The organism is Bacillus silvicola, assembly GCF_050524305.1.
GTDB classification, from domain to species: domain Bacteria; phylum Bacillota; class Bacilli; order Bacillales; family Bacillaceae_G; genus Bacillus_A; species Bacillus_A cereus_AT.
Genome location: NZ_JBNGVC010000013.1, coordinates 680563 through 696003, shown reverse-complemented (window position 1 = coordinate 696003; position 15441 = coordinate 680563). Strand labels below are relative to the sequence as shown.

Sequence of the window (15441 nt, the reverse complement as noted above, 5' to 3'; positions counted from 1 at the left end):
GTATGTGGAGCGAACATGTTACGTTAGAATATCCGTACCATTTTGAGGAAGTACTAAAGCGTTTATCTTTCGATCCGTTAAACGTCATTCAATTAGACGAGAAAGTAATTTATGTCCCGCTTTTTATAGACGAAGAACAGATTGTTGTTCGTTTGCAAGGGATTGGTACTGTTCAAAATCCACAGTTTTGGATTTCTAGTCAGACAGGAGATCCAGAGAAAGTAATGAAACGAATGAGGTCCATCTTTCATTGGAATGATTCGTTTCAAGATATACAAAATCATTTTTCAAACACATCATTACGTCCACTATTTGAAATGTATGCCTATACTCCAATTATTTTAGAATTCGATTATTTTGCATGTTTACTTCGCTGTATCATTCATCAACAAATAAATTTGAAATTTGCTACTGTGTTAACAGAACAATTTGTAAAACGATATGGAATAGAGAAGAACGGTGTATTCTTTTTCCCCACTCCGGAAATAGTAGCAAATATTTCAATAGAAGAATTGAGAGAGCAGAAGTTTAGTCAGCGGAAGGCTGAATATATAGTAGGATTGGCAAAACATATTGTAGACGGTAAATTAGATTTAGCGAGTATAGAAACCAGGGCGGAAGAAGAGGTTTCGGCACAATTGTTACCAATTAGGGGGATTGGTGCATGGACAGTGCAAAACTTTTTAATGTTTGGGCTTGGACGGAAAAATATGTTTCCAAAAGCAGACATCGGAATTCAGCGCGCAGTGCAAGGTATATTTCAATTAGATGATAAACCGGATGATGCATTTTTAGAAAACGTGAAACAAGAGTGTGAACCATACTGCAGTTATGCAGCGTTATATTTATGGAAAAGTATAGAGTAGAGGTGTAATAATGATACAAAAACAACAAGAGAGTAAGTTGGAAGTTGGTCAAACGTTTCCTGTGACAATTAAACGTCTTGGGATTAACGGAGAAGGCGTTGGTTATTTTAAGAGACAAGTTGTATTCATTCCAGGGGCATTACCAGGAGAAGAAGTTGTTGCTGAAGCAACGAAAATTCAGCGTGGCTTCGCTGAAGCAAAAGTGAAAAAAGTTCGTAAATCGTCACCACATCGTGTGAAAGCACCGTGCTCAGTATATGAGGAATGTGGTGGCTGTCAATTGCAACATTTAGATTATAAAGAACAATTAAATCAAAAGCGTGATATCGTTGTACAAGCATTCGAGAAGTATATGAATAACAGTCTAGAAGAGAAAATTCGTCCAACGCTTGGAATGGAAAATCCATGGCATTATCGTAATAAAAGTCAATTACAAGTGGGACGTAAAGATGAAAAGGTTATTACAGGATTATATAAACAAAACTCACATCAGTTAATTGATATTTCTCATTGTATGATTCAACATAAAGCAACGAATGAAGCGACAAAAGTCGTAAGACGTATATTAGAAAAATTAAATGTTTCTATTTACAATGAGAAAAAACAAAAAGGTTTAGTACGTACAATTGTGACACGTACTGCAGTTCAAACAGGGGAAGTACAAGTCACACTTATTACAACAAAAGAAGAATTACCAAATAAAGAGCAGTTTATCACAGAAGTACAAAAGCAGATGCCAAGTGTGAAATCAATTATGCAAAACGTGAACTGGCGTAAAACATCTGTTATTTTCGGTGATAAAACATTTAAATTAGCTGGAAAAGACGTAATTCAAGAAACACTTGGTGATTTATCATTTGAATTATCAGCGCGTGCATTCTTCCAGTTGAATCCAGAACAGACGGTTGTTTTATACGATGAAGCGAAAAAAGCAGCTGCTTTAACAGGCAATGAGAAAATTGTAGATGCTTATTGTGGTGTTGGTACGATTGGACTTTGGCTTGCGAATGATGCAGCGGAAGTACGTGGTATGGATGTAATTCCAGAAGCGATTGAAGATGCAAAGAAAAATGCAAAACGCCACGGATTTACAAACACAAAATATGAAGCTGGAAAAGCGGAACAATGGTTACCAAAGTGGGTAAAAGAAGGCTGGCGTCCAGATGTCATTGTTGTCGATCCACCGCGTACAGGTTGCGATGATAAATTACTTGAAACGATTTTAAAAGTGAAACCGAAACAAGTTGTTTATGTGTCTTGTAACCCGTCATCGCTAGCACGTGATGTAAATGCATTAATGCAGAGTTATGAAGTGGAGTATGTGCAACCAGTTGATATGTTCCCACATACAGCTCATGTAGAAAATGTAGTGAAGCTTGTTAGAAAGTAAAGTTTATTCATATTCCCTCATGGTATGAGGGAATATTTTCTATGAAGGAGAATACTATGCACAATTATAAATTAACGATTCAGTATGACGGTGCGCGTTATAAAGGGTGGCAACGTCTTGGTAATAACGATAATACGATTCAAGGGAAAATCGAAAGCGTAATATCTGAAATGGTCGGGAAAGAAATTGAAATTATCGGCTGTAGTAGAACAGATGCGGGTGTACATGCTTTGAATCAAGTAGCTAATTTTAAAAGTGATGAAAAGTTAGTGGAACATAAAGTGAAAAAGTATTTAAATCAATACTTACCAAATGATATTAGTATTACGAGTGTAGAAGAAGTATCAGATCGTTTCCATGCTCGTTACAATTCTAAAGCAAAAACATATCTTTATAAAATTTGGAATGAAGAGCATACGAACCCATTTATGCGTAAACACAGCATGCACGTGAATAAACAATTAAATGTGGAAAGTATGAAAGAAGCGGCGAAACATTTAGTTGGTTCACATGACTTTACTGCTTTTTCGAATGCAAAATCTAAGAAAAAGTCTATGGTTCGTGAAGTGTATACACTTGATGTGATAGAAGAGGCAGGATTTGTACAAATTAGAGTAAGTGGTAATGGATTCCTTCATAACATGGTGCGAAAAATTGTTGGGGCATTAATTGAAGTTGGATTAGGACAATTAGATGCTGAAGCAATTCCAAACATTTTGGAGGAAAAACAGCGCAATCAAATTAATTGCCTTGCTGAGGCGAGTGGTTTGTATTTGGAGAATGTTGAATTTTAATAATAAGTAAAAAAATCGAGCTGATAAGGCTCGATTTTTTTATGTTTTGGCGTTAAGAAGATTTCTCTCTCTTCATACGCAACTTCAAATTCCAAAAAGCAGCAAGCATAATAGCTGCAAAGGAGCCGCTAATTGTTCCTAAAAGTTTTGCATAAGGAAAACTACTCATATCAGTATTAATAAATAACATCATACATAGCATGGCAGGGAAAAAGTATAAATATTGTAATAGCTTTAACTTGTTATTATTACTCATATATATCGCCCCCTTCTAGCATGTTATATGTTTATCGTAACATCAATTTCCATTTTTTTGCACCTGGTGAAATATTCATTTCATATGTGTAAATGCAATTTTTTAATTCGATATTGTAAGTTTTGCCTACTTAATCCTAAAAACTTTGCAGCTTGTGAGATATTACCATGATTCTCTTTAAGGATTTGATTGATGTAGTTCTTTTCCATTTCTTCTATTGTGCGCTTTAAAGTTTTAGGTGTATCAGCAGTCTGACTAGTTAGGGAAGGTTGTATATGGAATTCTTTTTTTATTCGTTCGCGAAAGCGAGTGGGAAGATGAAACGCTGTAATGACATTTTCATCTTCTATTAAGTTCATTGAACCTTCTATTATATGTTCCAATTCTCGTACGTTTCCGGGCCAATCGTGTGCATAAAAGAATTCTCTTACATGTACATCTATATCCGTTACGCTGAGCCCAAATTGAGTGTTATACTTTTCGATAAAGTGCTGAATAAGAGCTGAAATATCTTCTTTTCTTTCACGTAAAGGTGGAAGACATAAAGTAACGACGCTTAATCGATAATATAAGTCTTCCCTTAAGCGATTGTGCGTAATAGCTTCAAGAGGATCTTCATTAATAGTTGCTATAATACGAACATCAATTTCTTTTTCTTGTGTGCCTCCGATTCTTCTTATTGTTTTTTCTTGTATAGCTCGTAATAACTTCGCTTGAAGTGCTGGACTTAATGAATTGATCTCATCTAATAATAAAGTTCCTCCGTTTGCTTCTTCAAATAAACCAGCTTTATCGATAGCTCCTGTAAAAGCACCTCGGTTCGTACCAAATAATAAGCTTTCCATGAGTGTATCAGGTATAGCGGCACAGTTTTGTGAAATAAATGGTTTTGTTGAACGCTGACTTTCATTATGGATACTTTGTGCAAATAGTTCTTTACCGGTCCCTGTTTCTCCTACGAGAAGTATGGATGAGGAGGTACGAATTACCCTCTTTGCTTCTGTAATGACCGATTGAATAGCACTAGAATCACCGATTATGTGATCAAAGGTAAACTTAGTATTTTGTTTTCGAGAAAGGTTCGTTTTCATTGTTTGCTTTAAATAGCTTATCTCTTTGGAAATTTCAATAGCACCTTTAATTTTTCCATTTTCTATTATAGGAAAAGTATCATTAATCGTCGTAATTTCTTGCCCTTTATTGTTAAAATACGTTTGTTTTATATTTTTGTTTGTTTTTCCAAGCTTTAATGCCTCTATAAGAGTACTACTTTTATTTTCTTCAAATGCAAATACTTCTAAAGGATTTTTATATAGCACATCTAAGCGGTCCATTGATTCAATTTCCATCATTTTGCGGTTATAGATAATCGTTTTACTTTCCTCATTAATAATATGAATCCCAATATCTAGTTCATTGAGTAAAGTTTCGTATAGCATATTCATTTCAATAATCTTTTTAAAATTGATTTCTTCTGTATACATGTATTATCTTCTCCTCGTTATACCCTATGAAGACTGACTTTTTATAATTTTATTAAAATTCTTATAAAATCGCAAAAATTTTTTGCTATTTTCCCTTAAAACTTTTCAAATGATAGAAAAATTTTGCGGTTATGCAGATTTTTTTCGTAAGAAATCCTAATTTTACATAGGTGTTGAGGTTGGTACGTATTTTGCATGAATAGTAGTTGAAATCTTTAAATTGAAGGAGTGGGTGGATTAGAATTTTTCATAGGGTATACGACATTTCAGTGCAAATTAATTAAGAGGAGGAATTTATAAAGTGAAGACGGTTATAGAAGGCGTGTATAGTCCTTGTTACGGGAAAGTAGAGAAATTATTTGTTACTGAAAGTTCTTACGTATATGAGTGGGAGAAATTAGCGTTAATTGAAACAAAAGATAAGCAGCAAGTGGAAATTAAAGTGGGAATCAGTGGTTATATTGAATCATTAGAAGTGGTAGAAGGAGAAGCTATCGCTGATCAAAAACTATTAATAACAGTGAGGGATGATCTATTAATAACAGGAAGTGATTAATAGAAGTAATATGTATTTTGCACTTTTTAATAATTATTTTTACTATGAAGAATCTTAAAAGCGCTTACATTAAATGGGTTTGCAAAGTGAAAAGGGGGGAGTTATATGATGGATCAAAACCAAGGATTAAAAAGGGAATTGAAAAGTCGGCACATATTTATGATTGCACTCGGGGGAGTTATTGGTACAGGACTTTTTTTAGGATCGGGTTATACAATTCATGAAGCTGGACCTGGAGGAGCAATTGTAGCGTATCTTGTTGGTGGGTTTGTTATGTATTTAACGATGCTCTGTCTAGGAGAGTTAACGGTTGCGATGCCTGATGCAGGATCTTATCAAACATATGCTACAAAGCACATTTCTCCTGCAGCAGGTTATGTAGTCGGATGGATGTCGTGGCTAAACTGGTCCGCTACGATAGGTATTGAATTAATTGCAGTTAGTATTTTGATGAAACGATGGTTTCCTGATGTACCGTCATGGATTTGGTGTGTAGTGTTTGCAGTGTTGCTCTTTGGTATTAATGCGTTATCTTCAAGAAGTTTTGCGGAAGTTGAATTCTGGTTTGCAAGTATTAAAGTAATTACAATCATTGCATTTATTATTTTGGGCGGGGCAGCAATGTTTGGTTTTCTAGATATGAAAGGAAATGAACCAGCACCGATGTTTTCTAGCTTTACTGATTATGGTGGATTGTTCCCAAATGGATTATCAGCAATTTTAATTACGATGATTGCAGTTAACTTTTCCTTCCAAGGAACAGAACTAGTTGGTATTGCAGCTGGTGAGAGTGAAAATCCAGAGAAAACGATCCCGAAGGCAATTAATAATACGGTTTGGCGCATACTTGTTTTCTTTGTACTATCTATTTTTATTCTTGCGGGACTATTTCCTTGGCAGCAAGCAGGCGTGATAGAAAGTCCATTCGTAGTTGTATTTGATAAAATTGGTATTCCTTATGCGGCTGATATTATAAATTTCGTTATTATTACAGCGGTACTATCAGTTGCGAATTCAGGATTATATGCAACTTCCCGTATGCTATGGTCGATGTCTAAGCAAGGAATGATTAGCCCGATTTTTAGTAAGTTATCTAAAAACGGTGTTCCTATTTATGCATTGATTGTAAGCACGATTGTAGGGTGTCTCTCATTACTATCAGGTATTTATGCGGAAGATACAGTTTATTTATGGCTTCTTTCAATTGCAGGGTTCGGAGCGATATTAGTTTGGGCATCAATCGCTCTATCTAATCTATTAGCTAGAAGGACATACGTGAAGCAAGGTGGGGATATTAAAGACTTGAAATTTAAAACGCCATTGTATCCATTCGTACCACTGCTTGCTTTAGTATTAAATTTAACAGTAATTGTAGCTATGGCTTTTATTCCAGAACAAAGAATGGCATTGTATTGTGGTATTCCATTTATGATAGTTTGTTTACTGTTTTATCGTGCTACCAAAAATAAAAGAAGTAAAGTAGAACTTATTGAAAAGACAAATACAACCGAATTAGAAAGTTTATCCCGCATTAACGGGCAGTAAAACTCCCACCTCAAAATTCGGCTGGAGCAAAGAAGTTAGGTGGGAGTCGGGCTGCCCGTAAACGCCCGATTGGTGAGGAATGATAATTAGTGGGGATGAACACCCCCACTAATTATAGTTTCACTTTATAATATTGATTGATTTGGAGACTGTAAGATTGTAAACAGTCTCTTTTTTTGTGAAAATAAAGCTGGAAACATACTACGTATGCAAAGGGGAATTAGCAATGAATCAAGAAGTTTCACAGCTATTAGAACAGATTGATTTACGAAAAGAGGAGCTACTAGAACTCACAAAAACTTTAATTCGTTTTGAAACACCAGCACCGCCGGCGAGAAATACAAATGAGGCGCAAGAATTTGTTGCAGAGTTTCTAAAAAAACGAAATTTCAGTATTGATAAATGGGATGTATATCCAAATGATCCGAATGTTGTTGGGGTAAAAAAAGGGACGGAAAGTGAGTTGTATAAAAGTCTTATTATTAATGGCCATATGGATGTAGCTGAAGTATCGGTAGATGAGGCGTGGGAAACAAATCCGTTTGAGCCATTTATAAAAGATGGTTGGTTAGTTGGGAGAGGCGCGGCAGATATGAAAGGTGGACTAGCTGGAGCCTTATTTGCAATTCAGCTTTTAGAAGAAGCGGGAATTGAATTGCCAGGTGACTTAATGTTTCAATCGGTAATTGGAGAAGAAGTGGGAGAAGCAGGAACACTTCAATGTTGTAAGCGTGGTTATGATGCTGATTTTGCAGTAGTAGTTGATACAAGTAATTTACATATGCAAGGGCAGGGTGGCGTAATTACTGGATGGATTACAGTGAAAAGCCCGCAAACGTTTCATGATGCAACACGTAGACAAATGATTCATGCTGGAGGCCGTTTATTCGGGGCGAGTGCTATTGAGAAAATGATGAAAATTGTTCAAAGCTTACAGGAGTTAGAGCGTCATTGGGCAGTCATGAAAACGTATGAAGGGTATCCATCAGGGACGACAACAATTAATCCAGCTGTCATTGAAGGAGGGCGTCATGCGGCATTTATTGCGGATGAGTGCCGGTTATGGATAACGGTTCACTTTTATCCAAATGAAACGCATGAACAAATAATAAAAGAAATAGAAGAGTATTTAGGAAAAGTGGCAGCAGCAGATCCATGGTTAAGCGAGAACCCACTACAATTTAAGTGGGGCGGAGAATCAATGATTGTTGATCGAGGTGAGATTTTCCCCTCTTTAGAAGTAGATAGTAATCATCCGGCTATTCAGAAACTAAGTTCCACACATGAATCTATATTACAGAAAGTTGCAACTTTAGATATGTCTGCTACAGTAACGGATGGCGGATGGTTTAGTGAGTTTAATATTCCAGCTATTATTTACGGACCAGGCACATTAGAAGAAGCTCATTCAATAAATGAGAAAGTTGAAGTTGAGCAGTTAGTTGAGTTTACAAAAGTAATTACTGCTTTTATATATGAATGGTGTCATATGAATAAATAAGAAAATAGTTTGATTTTTGAATCGTGCGAGTAAGTATGCTTGTACGATTTTTTTGTAACTATTTCAGAGGCGGATAAATTCAATATCTGAAATAGCTTGTTATGCTTTCTATGTTTTTCGTTTTATTTCAATTAATTTTTCCTTAGCTAATTCAACGGCAATTGCATCATCTAAATAGCCGATTGGAAAAAGATAATCAGGGATAATGTCTGTTGATAAAATGAAATATAGTAAGGCACCCCCAAGAATCGCACGCTCTTCGGTTGAAATGGTTTCTGTACAAAATTGTTGATACATATCTGTTAATTGTTCAATAAAAGGACCAGCGCTATCAATTTGTTCTAATTTACTTGCGAAACTTTCGTGAATACGTTTTTCACCTTCTGTTGTTTGAGCATAGCGTTCATAGTTTTCAAGTTCTTGTTTTACGCGCGTTGTTGTGTAGTCGAAATCAAATAAGTTAGAGGATTGCAGAGTTTGCTGAATTGTATCAAGAGATGTGTACATATCCGTCTTTTCTTTATTTATGTGAGGAGAATCAGGATACATCGCATCAAATAACAATTGTGGTGGAACTTGTAGACATTCTGCAAATTTTTGTAGATGTTTTTGTTTTGGCGGTTGTTTGCCATTCATAATTCTTGAGATTGTTGCGGGATCAATATTTGTAAGCATTCCTAATTGGCGCATGGATAAAGCACGTTCTTTTAAAAGCTTTTTTATTAATGTACTAAGCCGCTCATTCGAATTTTCTTTAGGCATAGTGAAGGCACTCCTTTTTTATTGTTGAAAAAATGTTGAGCATTTATTACAAGTATATGAAACAGACAGGCACAGTTGCTCAACATTTTCATAATATGCATTGAAAAGTAAGAAAAAGGGGTGACTGTTTATGAGTACGGCAGGTCTATTTTCAATTTTTTTAATCGGAATTGCTTCTAATTTAGATAATGCAGGTGTTGGGATTGCATATGGCATTCGTAAAATTCGAATTTCGTGGTTTAATAATTTTATCATTGCATTTTTTGGATTTTTATTTACTTTATTAGCTGGATTTTTTGGGAATTGGATCGCATTATTTATTTCAGAGTCTACGGCAAATTTGATTGGGGCAATTGTTTTAGGAATAATTGGAGTGTTTATTTTATGCCAGCCTTTTTTGAGTAAAAAAGAAACCATAGAATCTAAAGATGGTAGTGTACTTATGGGGATCTTACGTGATCCAGAAAAAGCAGATTTTGATGGATCTAAAACAATTAGTTTTTCTGAAGCTATCATTTTAGGGGTGGCATTATCTATTAATAATATTGCAGGTGGATTTGATGCTGGAGTAACAAATTTAAATCTTTGGCTTACAGCATGTATTTCTGGGGCGTTTAGTTTTATTTGTATTAGTGGTTTTGCGTATGTAGGAAAACGATTTTTAGCTGAATACTTAGGGAAATGGGCTACAGTTATTGCAGGCGTGTTATTAATTCTTATAGGGATAGATCAGTTATTATAAAAAATACAATGTTCGAGCATTTCCTCGGAAATACTCGAATGAATCGCATATATCGACATCGGATATTTTCTTCTGTAAATGTAAAGTAGATATCGTATAAAAGTGCATTATGTATAAATATTTGTTAATAAACATTAAAAGCACCTACATAGGTGCTTTTTTAACGTATATCTTCAATTAATTGTTCCGATTCTTCATGCATACTGTACTCACTTAATACTTGGATGCAAAGCCACTTTAATTCTTCGATAGTATGCTCAAGTTCTTCAGGAAGCACATGATGAATGTCTTCAAGTCCCATTCCGAAATGAATAAGCTCTAGTACTTGATCATCGATGTTCCGATCCATTAATAATTCAAGCACCTCTAAATTGAATATGTATCGGTGAGCTTCATCGAGTGAAACAACTTTTAACTTCAAGCTTTCTACAATACTCAATATAAAAAGAAGAATTGTCTTTTCAAGAACAGGTTGTTTTTCCATTTGAAATATCAGTTTCATCTTTTACACCTCCACATATAGCGTTAGGTTGTACTATATTATTCAGGAGGGGGGAGCAAATATGCATAATAAAGCGAAACTTTCATTATTGTTTTTGTTTTGTTATTGATGATTGGTGAAACTAAATTTTTCGTGAAATAAAAAATCCTGCTAGTATAGCAGGATAACTTCCGAATTTAAAATATACTCCAACCTTCTTGGGCAGAAAGTAATTCAAGAATTTTAAAACCAGCGATACTATTTCCGTTTGCATCTAAAGCGGGTCCGAAAATGCCGATTCCCATTTCGCCTTTTATGCAGCCGAAAATACCGCCCGCTACACCACTTTTTGCAGGGATTCCAACGCGAATTGCAAATTCACCAGATTCATTATACATCCCGCAAGTAACCATAAATGTTTTACAAATTTTTGTAATATGTTTAGGGATAATTTGTTTTTTCTTGTATGGATCGTAGCCGTCCATTGCAAAAATTAAACCAATACGTGCTAAATCGATACAGTTTACTTCAACTGCACATTGACGAGTGTATAAATCCATAAGTTCTTCAATGTCACAATCGATAATGCCGTTTTGTTTCATATAGTAACAAAGTGAACGGTTTAAGTAAGCAGTCTCTAATTCTGAATTGGCAACTTTAGAAGAATAGTTAATTGTAGGATTATCTGTTATTTCACGTACAAAATGAAGAATACGCTCCATTTTTTCTTCGTTATTTTTTCCAGCTAACATGCTTGTAATAGCTAGTGCACCTGCATTAATCATTGGATTAAGCGGTTTGGAAGGACTTGTCGTTTCTAACTTAATAATAGAATTAAAAGGGTCACCAGTTGGCTCCATTCCAACTTTAGAAAATACATATTCTTCACCACGATCTAAAAGGGCAAGTGCAAGTGTAATTACTTTGGAAATACTTTGAAGAGTAAATAGTGTTTGTGAGTTGCCAGCATGGATATATTCTGTTTCTTTATGGAAAATGGCAATCCCTAGATCATCTGGATTTGCATTTCCTAGTTCGGGGATATAAGTAGCAAGTTTTCCTTTTTTCGTATATGGTTTTACTTGTTCTAACAACTGTTGTAAGTTGTTTGTTTCAATGCACTGCATAGTACCAACGCTCCTATTTCGAATTAACTAAGTTTACTTTTCCCGATATGCTCGGAAATAAATAATAACATGAAAAAGTGGAATGATAAAACGAAAGTTATTTGTGTTATAATAAGTTTTTTTGTCTGTGTATTGTGTAGCTAACAAGGAGAATTTCCCTTTTATATAACAGTTTGGAAATAGAAAACTTATCCATAAAAAGTTCGAAAATAAAAACTACACATCTATACAACTATATGTTATTATGATTATGTAATAGAAAGCGTTTTCTAAAGCGTACTTATAATGATAACGATTTCATAAATTTGATAGGGGGAATTAAAATGTTGCAGTTTTTACAACGTATTGGTAAAGCGTTAATGCTTCCAATCGCCGTACTACCAGCAGCAGGATTATTGCTTCGTTTAGGACAAGAAGACGTATTTAATATTCCTGTTATGGCACAGGCCGGTGCAGCAATTTTTGATAATTTAGCACTTATTTTTGCAATTGGTGTTGCAATCGGTTTGTCTATTGATGGTAGTGGAGCAGCTGGACTTGCTGGGGCAATCGGATATCTTGTTTTACAAAATACAACGAATGCTTTAAGTAAGGCGTATTCAGCAGCAGAGCTGAATGATAAATTAAAAAGTGTTCAAGATTTAGTCGGTTCAGTAGATCCAACTAAATTAGCAGATACAATGACAAAAGTTTCAAAAGCAGCGGCGTTAACGCCGAAAATAAATATGGCCATACTTGGTGGTATTATTGCTGGGGTTGTTGCTGGATTACTATATAACAAATTCCATAAGATTAAATTACCAGAATGGTTAGGTTTCTTTGCGGGGAAACGTTTCGTACCGATCATTACTTCTATTGTAATGCTTCTTTTAGGATTAGTATTCGGTCAAGTTTGGCCAACAATTCAAAGTGGTATTGATGCGGTAGCACACGGCATCGTGAACTTAGGTTCAGTTGGTGCTGGTTTATTCGGATTATTAAACCGTTTATTAATCCCAATCGGTTTACACCATGTAATGAACACATACTTCTGGTTTGTACTTGGTGACTTTACAAATGCAGCTGGTGATATCGTTCATGGTGATATTGCACGCTTCTTTGCAAAAGATCCATCAGCAGGTATGTTCATGACTGGTTTCTTCCCGATCATGATGTTCGGTTTACCAGCAGCGTGTTTCGCAATGATTGCGGCTGCTAAACCAGAGAAACGTAAGATGGTTACAGGTATGTTAGGTGGTCTAGCATTAACTTCATTCTTAACTGGTATTACAGAACCAATTGAATTCTCATTCATGTTCTTATCACCAGTATTATACGGTATTCATGCAGTGTTAACAGGTCTTTCTTTATTCATTACAACAACACTTGGCATTCACGATGGTTTCTCATTTAGTGCCGGTGCAATCGATTACGTTTTAAACTTTGGTATTGCAACAAAACCAGTACTGCTAGCCGGAATCGGTTTAATTTACGCAGCAATTTACTTCGTAGTATTCTACTTCTTAATTAAGAAGTTCGATTTAAAAACTCCTGGTCGTGAAGATGACGATGAGTTAGCTGAAGAGGGTGATGCACCAGTTGCAGGTTCAATTGGTGAAACTTACGTAGCAGCTTTAGGTGGAAAAGAAAACTTAACAGTTATTGATAACTGTGCAACACGTCTACGCTTACAAGTGAAAGATGCTGGTCAAGTAAATGAAGCAGCATTAAAACGTGCTGGTGCAAAAGGTGTTATGAAATTAAGTAACACAAGTGTACAAGTTATCGTAGGTACAAATGTTGAATCTGTTGCCGATGATATGAAAAAACACGTATAAATAGTTAGATAAGAGGATATCCAAAAAGATTGATAACACCAGTCTTTTACAGGATATCCTCTTTTATTATGTTGAAATTTAAAAGGGAATCTTACTTTTGTAAATTTTCTTTTTCTTTTTTACACATATAGGTTGGTAATATGTTCAGCGCGTGATAAAGTAGGGATGACATAGAATGGAGTGTCTATAATCTACTGAAATGATTTGGAAAAAGTCTTATGTAAGTGAATTAAATTATCGGTAAATAAGGGGAAAAAGGCAATCATGGATCAGGAAAAAAATAATGCGAATGGGAAAGCACGTCGGCCGATTGTATACATAAAAAGAACAATCATTCTCGTCTTACTATTATCACTTGTATATTTCATGTATACAAAAATTGTTGCGCATAATAAGAAAGAGGAAACTTTAAAAGCGGCAGCAGAAATGAAAAAACAAGAAGAGCTAAAAAAGAAAGAAGAAGAAAAAAAGAAGCAAGAAGTACAAAAACAAAAAGAGCAGGAAAAACAAGTGAAGCAAGCACAAGCTGTGGAGAAGCCTGCTGAGGGACCACCTCAAGAAATTAATGAAAATGCTCAATTGGATCAATATTTACAGAGCATGGGATTTAGTGGGACAGCTGTTATTGTGAAGAATGGGAAAGTTCTTGTGAATAAAGGATACGGCATGGCGAATAAAGAGAAGCAAGTGCCGAATAATTCAGAGACGACCTTTTATATTGGTTCTATTTCAAAAGCATTTGTAGCGACTGCTATTATGCAATTAAAAGATCAAAATAAGTTACAAGTAGAGGATACAGTTGCAAAGTATATTCCAGACTTTCCTCAAGGTAATAGCATTCAGTTAAAACATTTATTAACACATACATCAGGCATTCCGGAATATGAGCAGGGAAAAGAGGATATTTCTCATGAAGAACTGATAAAGCGGATAGGAAATCAAAAGCGTATCGGGAGTCCAGGAGAGAAATGGAAGTATTCCGATTCGAACTACTCTATACTTGCTTACATTGCTGAGAAGGTAAGTGGACAGTCGCTCGAAGAATATATAAAACAACATATTTTTGCGATTGCGGGTATGAAACATTCTGGTTTTGGTACAGCGTTGGAACAAACAAGATTCCCATCAACGGGTTATAAAATAGTGAATAACAATATGACAACACCTAATATTCCGAGCATGTCACAACTATATGGTTGTGGTGATATATATACGAGCGCACATGATTTATATTTATTTAATGAAGCACTCTTTTCTGGAAAATTAATTTCAAAAGAGAGTTATAATCAAATGTTTACAGCCGTGAAAAAGGATTATGGATTTGGCTGGTATGTAGATCCAGGAAGCTATTCAAATCATGGTGTAATGCCAGGTTGGAATTGCTTAAATGGTTTTAGTAAAAATGGCAGTGTATATGTGGTTTTATTATCTAACATTCAAAATAACATTAAATCATTTGGAAAAGTGAATAACGATATTTATACGATGTTGCGGAATATTGAAGTGTAAAAGACTATCCTTTTGGATAGTCTTTTTTCATGCTCAGGAAATATATCTACAATTATTACTTAATGTAATACAAAAATAATCAATATATTCTAGAAAATGTATGCCTTACCTATCACAAAAAAAGCCTGCTTTGTATAAATTAAGATGTATGGATGTAAATTTTATACTTTAAAAATAATAGGAGGAGAAGCATATGTGTCTGTTCAGAAAATATTGGCATAAATTATCCCGACTGTTTAATAGACAATTAGGCTATTTTTTAGATGACAAGTTACTGCCTGCTGTGGAACGACTTTTATTTTCACAAAACTTCGCAAAGTTTATTCAAAGAAATTCTAAGCAAGCTACGGAAGATTTTATAGAATCAAGTCAATTCCAATCTATTATTTGTAACATTTTAAAAGAATGTAATACATCACCATTTAAAGAAATTGCAAAGCAGTATTTAGGTAAAAACGTCGAAATTACTGTGACAGTTGGACAGTTAACGGGTGTTATTGTAGCAGTTGGTGACGATTTCTTAACACTACAAGAAGGAATAGGAACTGAAGTTTTATTACCATTTACAAGTATTATATCAATTAAAGAAGTGTAAGAAAGGAGACTTATAT

The 15441-nt window shown here is 34.9% G+C and carries 15 protein-coding genes; 10 read left to right on the top strand and 5 right to left on the bottom strand.

Going from position 1 to position 15441, the window contains the following annotated elements:
- Nucleotides 1-2: 2 nt before the first annotated feature.
- The 3 genes from ACP6L7_RS25705 to truA are packed head-to-tail and all read left to right on the top strand — an operon-like array spanning nt 3 to nt 3050.
- The gene (locus ACP6L7_RS25705) at nt 3-866 is read left to right on the top strand and encodes a DNA-3-methyladenine glycosylase family protein (protein ID WP_097828909.1); all 864 of its coding nucleotides are present in this window, start codon (nt 3-5) and stop codon (nt 864-866) included.
- A 10-nt stretch (nt 867-876) separates the two neighbouring features.
- On the top strand, nt 877-2256 hold the full coding sequence (gene rlmD, locus ACP6L7_RS25700; protein ID WP_097828908.1) for a 23S rRNA (uracil(1939)-C(5))-methyltransferase RlmD: 1380 nt from the start codon (nt 877-879) through the stop codon (nt 2254-2256).
- 56 nt (nt 2257-2312) lie between these two features.
- Entirely contained in the window at nt 2313-3050 is a 738-nt protein-coding gene (gene truA / locus ACP6L7_RS25695; RefSeq protein ID WP_097828907.1) for a tRNA pseudouridine(38-40) synthase TruA, read from the top strand.
- 52 nt (nt 3051-3102) lie between these two features.
- Here truA and ACP6L7_RS25690 read toward each other — a convergent pair whose 3' ends face one another.
- Together ACP6L7_RS25690 and ACP6L7_RS25685 are read right to left on the bottom strand one after the other, a co-directional pair.
- Nucleotides 3103-3306, bottom strand: a complete 204-nt coding sequence (locus ACP6L7_RS25690; protein ID WP_097828906.1) for a hypothetical protein — start codon at nt 3304-3306, stop codon at nt 3103-3105.
- An 80-nt stretch (nt 3307-3386) separates the two neighbouring features.
- Entirely contained in the window at nt 3387-4790 is a 1404-nt protein-coding gene (locus ACP6L7_RS25685) for a sigma-54 interaction domain-containing protein (protein WP_097828905.1), read from the bottom strand.
- A 301-nt stretch (nt 4791-5091) separates the two neighbouring features.
- Here ACP6L7_RS25685 and ACP6L7_RS25680 point away from each other — a divergent pair, with 301 nt between their 5' ends.
- The 3 genes from ACP6L7_RS25680 (at nt 5092) to ACP6L7_RS25670 (ending at nt 8392) form a co-directional block, all read left to right on the top strand.
- The gene (locus tag ACP6L7_RS25680) at nt 5092-5346 is read left to right on the top strand and encodes a biotin/lipoyl-containing protein (protein WP_071745373.1); all 255 of its coding nucleotides are present in this window, start codon (nt 5092-5094) and stop codon (nt 5344-5346) included.
- A gap of 105 nt (nt 5347-5451) precedes the next feature.
- Complete coding sequence (locus ACP6L7_RS25675; protein WP_097828904.1) at nt 5452-6891, top strand: amino acid permease; 1440 nt, start codon at nt 5452-5454, stop codon at nt 6889-6891.
- A 226-nt stretch (nt 6892-7117) separates the two neighbouring features.
- Nucleotides 7118-8392, top strand: coding sequence for an acetylornithine deacetylase (locus ACP6L7_RS25670; RefSeq protein WP_097828903.1), 1275 nt, complete (start codon nt 7118-7120; stop codon nt 8390-8392).
- A gap of 108 nt (nt 8393-8500) precedes the next feature.
- On the opposite strand, the gene ACP6L7_RS25665 is transcribed toward ACP6L7_RS25670, so the two are convergent.
- Complete coding sequence (locus tag ACP6L7_RS25665) at nt 8501-9154, bottom strand: helix-turn-helix domain-containing protein (protein ID WP_097828902.1); 654 nt, start codon at nt 9152-9154, stop codon at nt 8501-8503.
- Between the two features lie 130 nt (nt 9155-9284).
- Between ACP6L7_RS25665 and ytaF the strand changes: the two genes are divergently transcribed.
- A complete protein-coding gene (ytaF, locus tag ACP6L7_RS25660) occupies nt 9285-9896 on the top strand; it encodes a sporulation membrane protein YtaF (RefSeq protein WP_097828901.1) in 612 nt (203 codons plus the stop codon).
- A gap of 160 nt (nt 9897-10056) precedes the next feature.
- Here the strand turns inward: ytaF and ACP6L7_RS25655 are convergent, their stop codons facing one another.
- Together ACP6L7_RS25655 and glsA are read right to left on the bottom strand one after the other, a co-directional pair.
- Nucleotides 10057-10398 (bottom strand): DUF3969 family protein, encoded by a 342-nt coding sequence (locus ACP6L7_RS25655; RefSeq protein ID WP_000766602.1) that lies wholly within the window; start codon nt 10396-10398, stop codon nt 10057-10059.
- Between the two features lie 176 nt (nt 10399-10574).
- A complete protein-coding gene (gene glsA, locus ACP6L7_RS25650) occupies nt 10575-11504 on the bottom strand; it encodes a glutaminase A (RefSeq protein WP_097828900.1) in 930 nt (309 codons plus the stop codon).
- Nucleotides 11505-11827: 323 nt separating this feature from the next.
- Between glsA and nagE the strand changes: the two genes are divergently transcribed.
- The 3 genes from nagE (at nt 11828) to ACP6L7_RS25635 (ending at nt 15425) form a co-directional block, all read left to right on the top strand.
- On the top strand, nt 11828-13321 hold the full coding sequence (gene nagE, locus ACP6L7_RS25645; protein WP_097828899.1) for an N-acetylglucosamine-specific PTS transporter subunit IIBC: 1494 nt from the start codon (nt 11828-11830) through the stop codon (nt 13319-13321).
- A 264-nt stretch (nt 13322-13585) separates the two neighbouring features.
- Nucleotides 13586-14830 carry a serine hydrolase domain-containing protein gene (locus ACP6L7_RS25640; RefSeq protein ID WP_097828898.1) on the top strand — a complete coding sequence of 415 codons (1245 nt, stop codon included), beginning with the start codon at nt 13586-13588 and terminating at the stop codon, nt 14828-14830.
- 193 nt (nt 14831-15023) lie between these two features.
- On the top strand, nt 15024-15425 hold the full coding sequence (locus ACP6L7_RS25635) for an LSm family protein (protein ID WP_097828897.1): 402 nt from the start codon (nt 15024-15026) through the stop codon (nt 15423-15425).
- Nucleotides 15426-15441 lie beyond the last annotated feature (16 nt).

Excerpts from the sequence above, each read along its gene's own strand:
- rlmD (WP_097828908.1), top strand. The coding sequence starts at position 877 with ATGATACAAAAACAACAAGAGAGTAAGTTGGAAGTTGGTCAAACGTTT.
- glsA (WP_097828900.1), bottom strand. The coding sequence starts at position 11,504 with ATGCAGTGCATTGAAACAAACAACTTACAACAGTTGTTAGAACAAGTA.
- ACP6L7_RS25655 (WP_000766602.1), bottom strand. The coding sequence starts at position 10,398 with ATGAAACTGATATTTCAAATGGAAAAACAACCTGTTCTTGAAAAGACA.
- ACP6L7_RS25670 (WP_097828903.1), top strand. The coding sequence starts at position 7,118 with ATGAATCAAGAAGTTTCACAGCTATTAGAACAGATTGATTTACGAAAA.
- ytaF (WP_097828901.1), top strand. The coding sequence starts at position 9,285 with ATGAGTACGGCAGGTCTATTTTCAATTTTTTTAATCGGAATTGCTTCT.
- nagE (WP_097828899.1), top strand. The coding sequence starts at position 11,828 with ATGTTGCAGTTTTTACAACGTATTGGTAAAGCGTTAATGCTTCCAATC.
- ACP6L7_RS25665 (WP_097828902.1), bottom strand. The coding sequence starts at position 9,154 with ATGCCTAAAGAAAATTCGAATGAGCGGCTTAGTACATTAATAAAAAAG.
- ACP6L7_RS25690 (WP_097828906.1), bottom strand. The coding sequence starts at position 3,306 with ATGAGTAATAATAACAAGTTAAAGCTATTACAATATTTATACTTTTTC.
- truA (WP_097828907.1), top strand. The coding sequence starts at position 2,313 with ATGCACAATTATAAATTAACGATTCAGTATGACGGTGCGCGTTATAAA.
- ACP6L7_RS25640 (WP_097828898.1), top strand. The coding sequence starts at position 13,586 with ATGGATCAGGAAAAAAATAATGCGAATGGGAAAGCACGTCGGCCGATT.
- ACP6L7_RS25675 (WP_097828904.1), top strand. The coding sequence starts at position 5,452 with ATGATGGATCAAAACCAAGGATTAAAAAGGGAATTGAAAAGTCGGCAC.
- ACP6L7_RS25705 (WP_097828909.1), top strand. The coding sequence starts at position 3 with ATGTGGAGCGAACATGTTACGTTAGAATATCCGTACCATTTTGAGGAA.
- ACP6L7_RS25635 (WP_097828897.1), top strand. The coding sequence starts at position 15,024 with ATGTGTCTGTTCAGAAAATATTGGCATAAATTATCCCGACTGTTTAAT.
- ACP6L7_RS25685 (WP_097828905.1), bottom strand. The coding sequence starts at position 4,790 with ATGTATACAGAAGAAATCAATTTTAAAAAGATTATTGAAATGAATATG.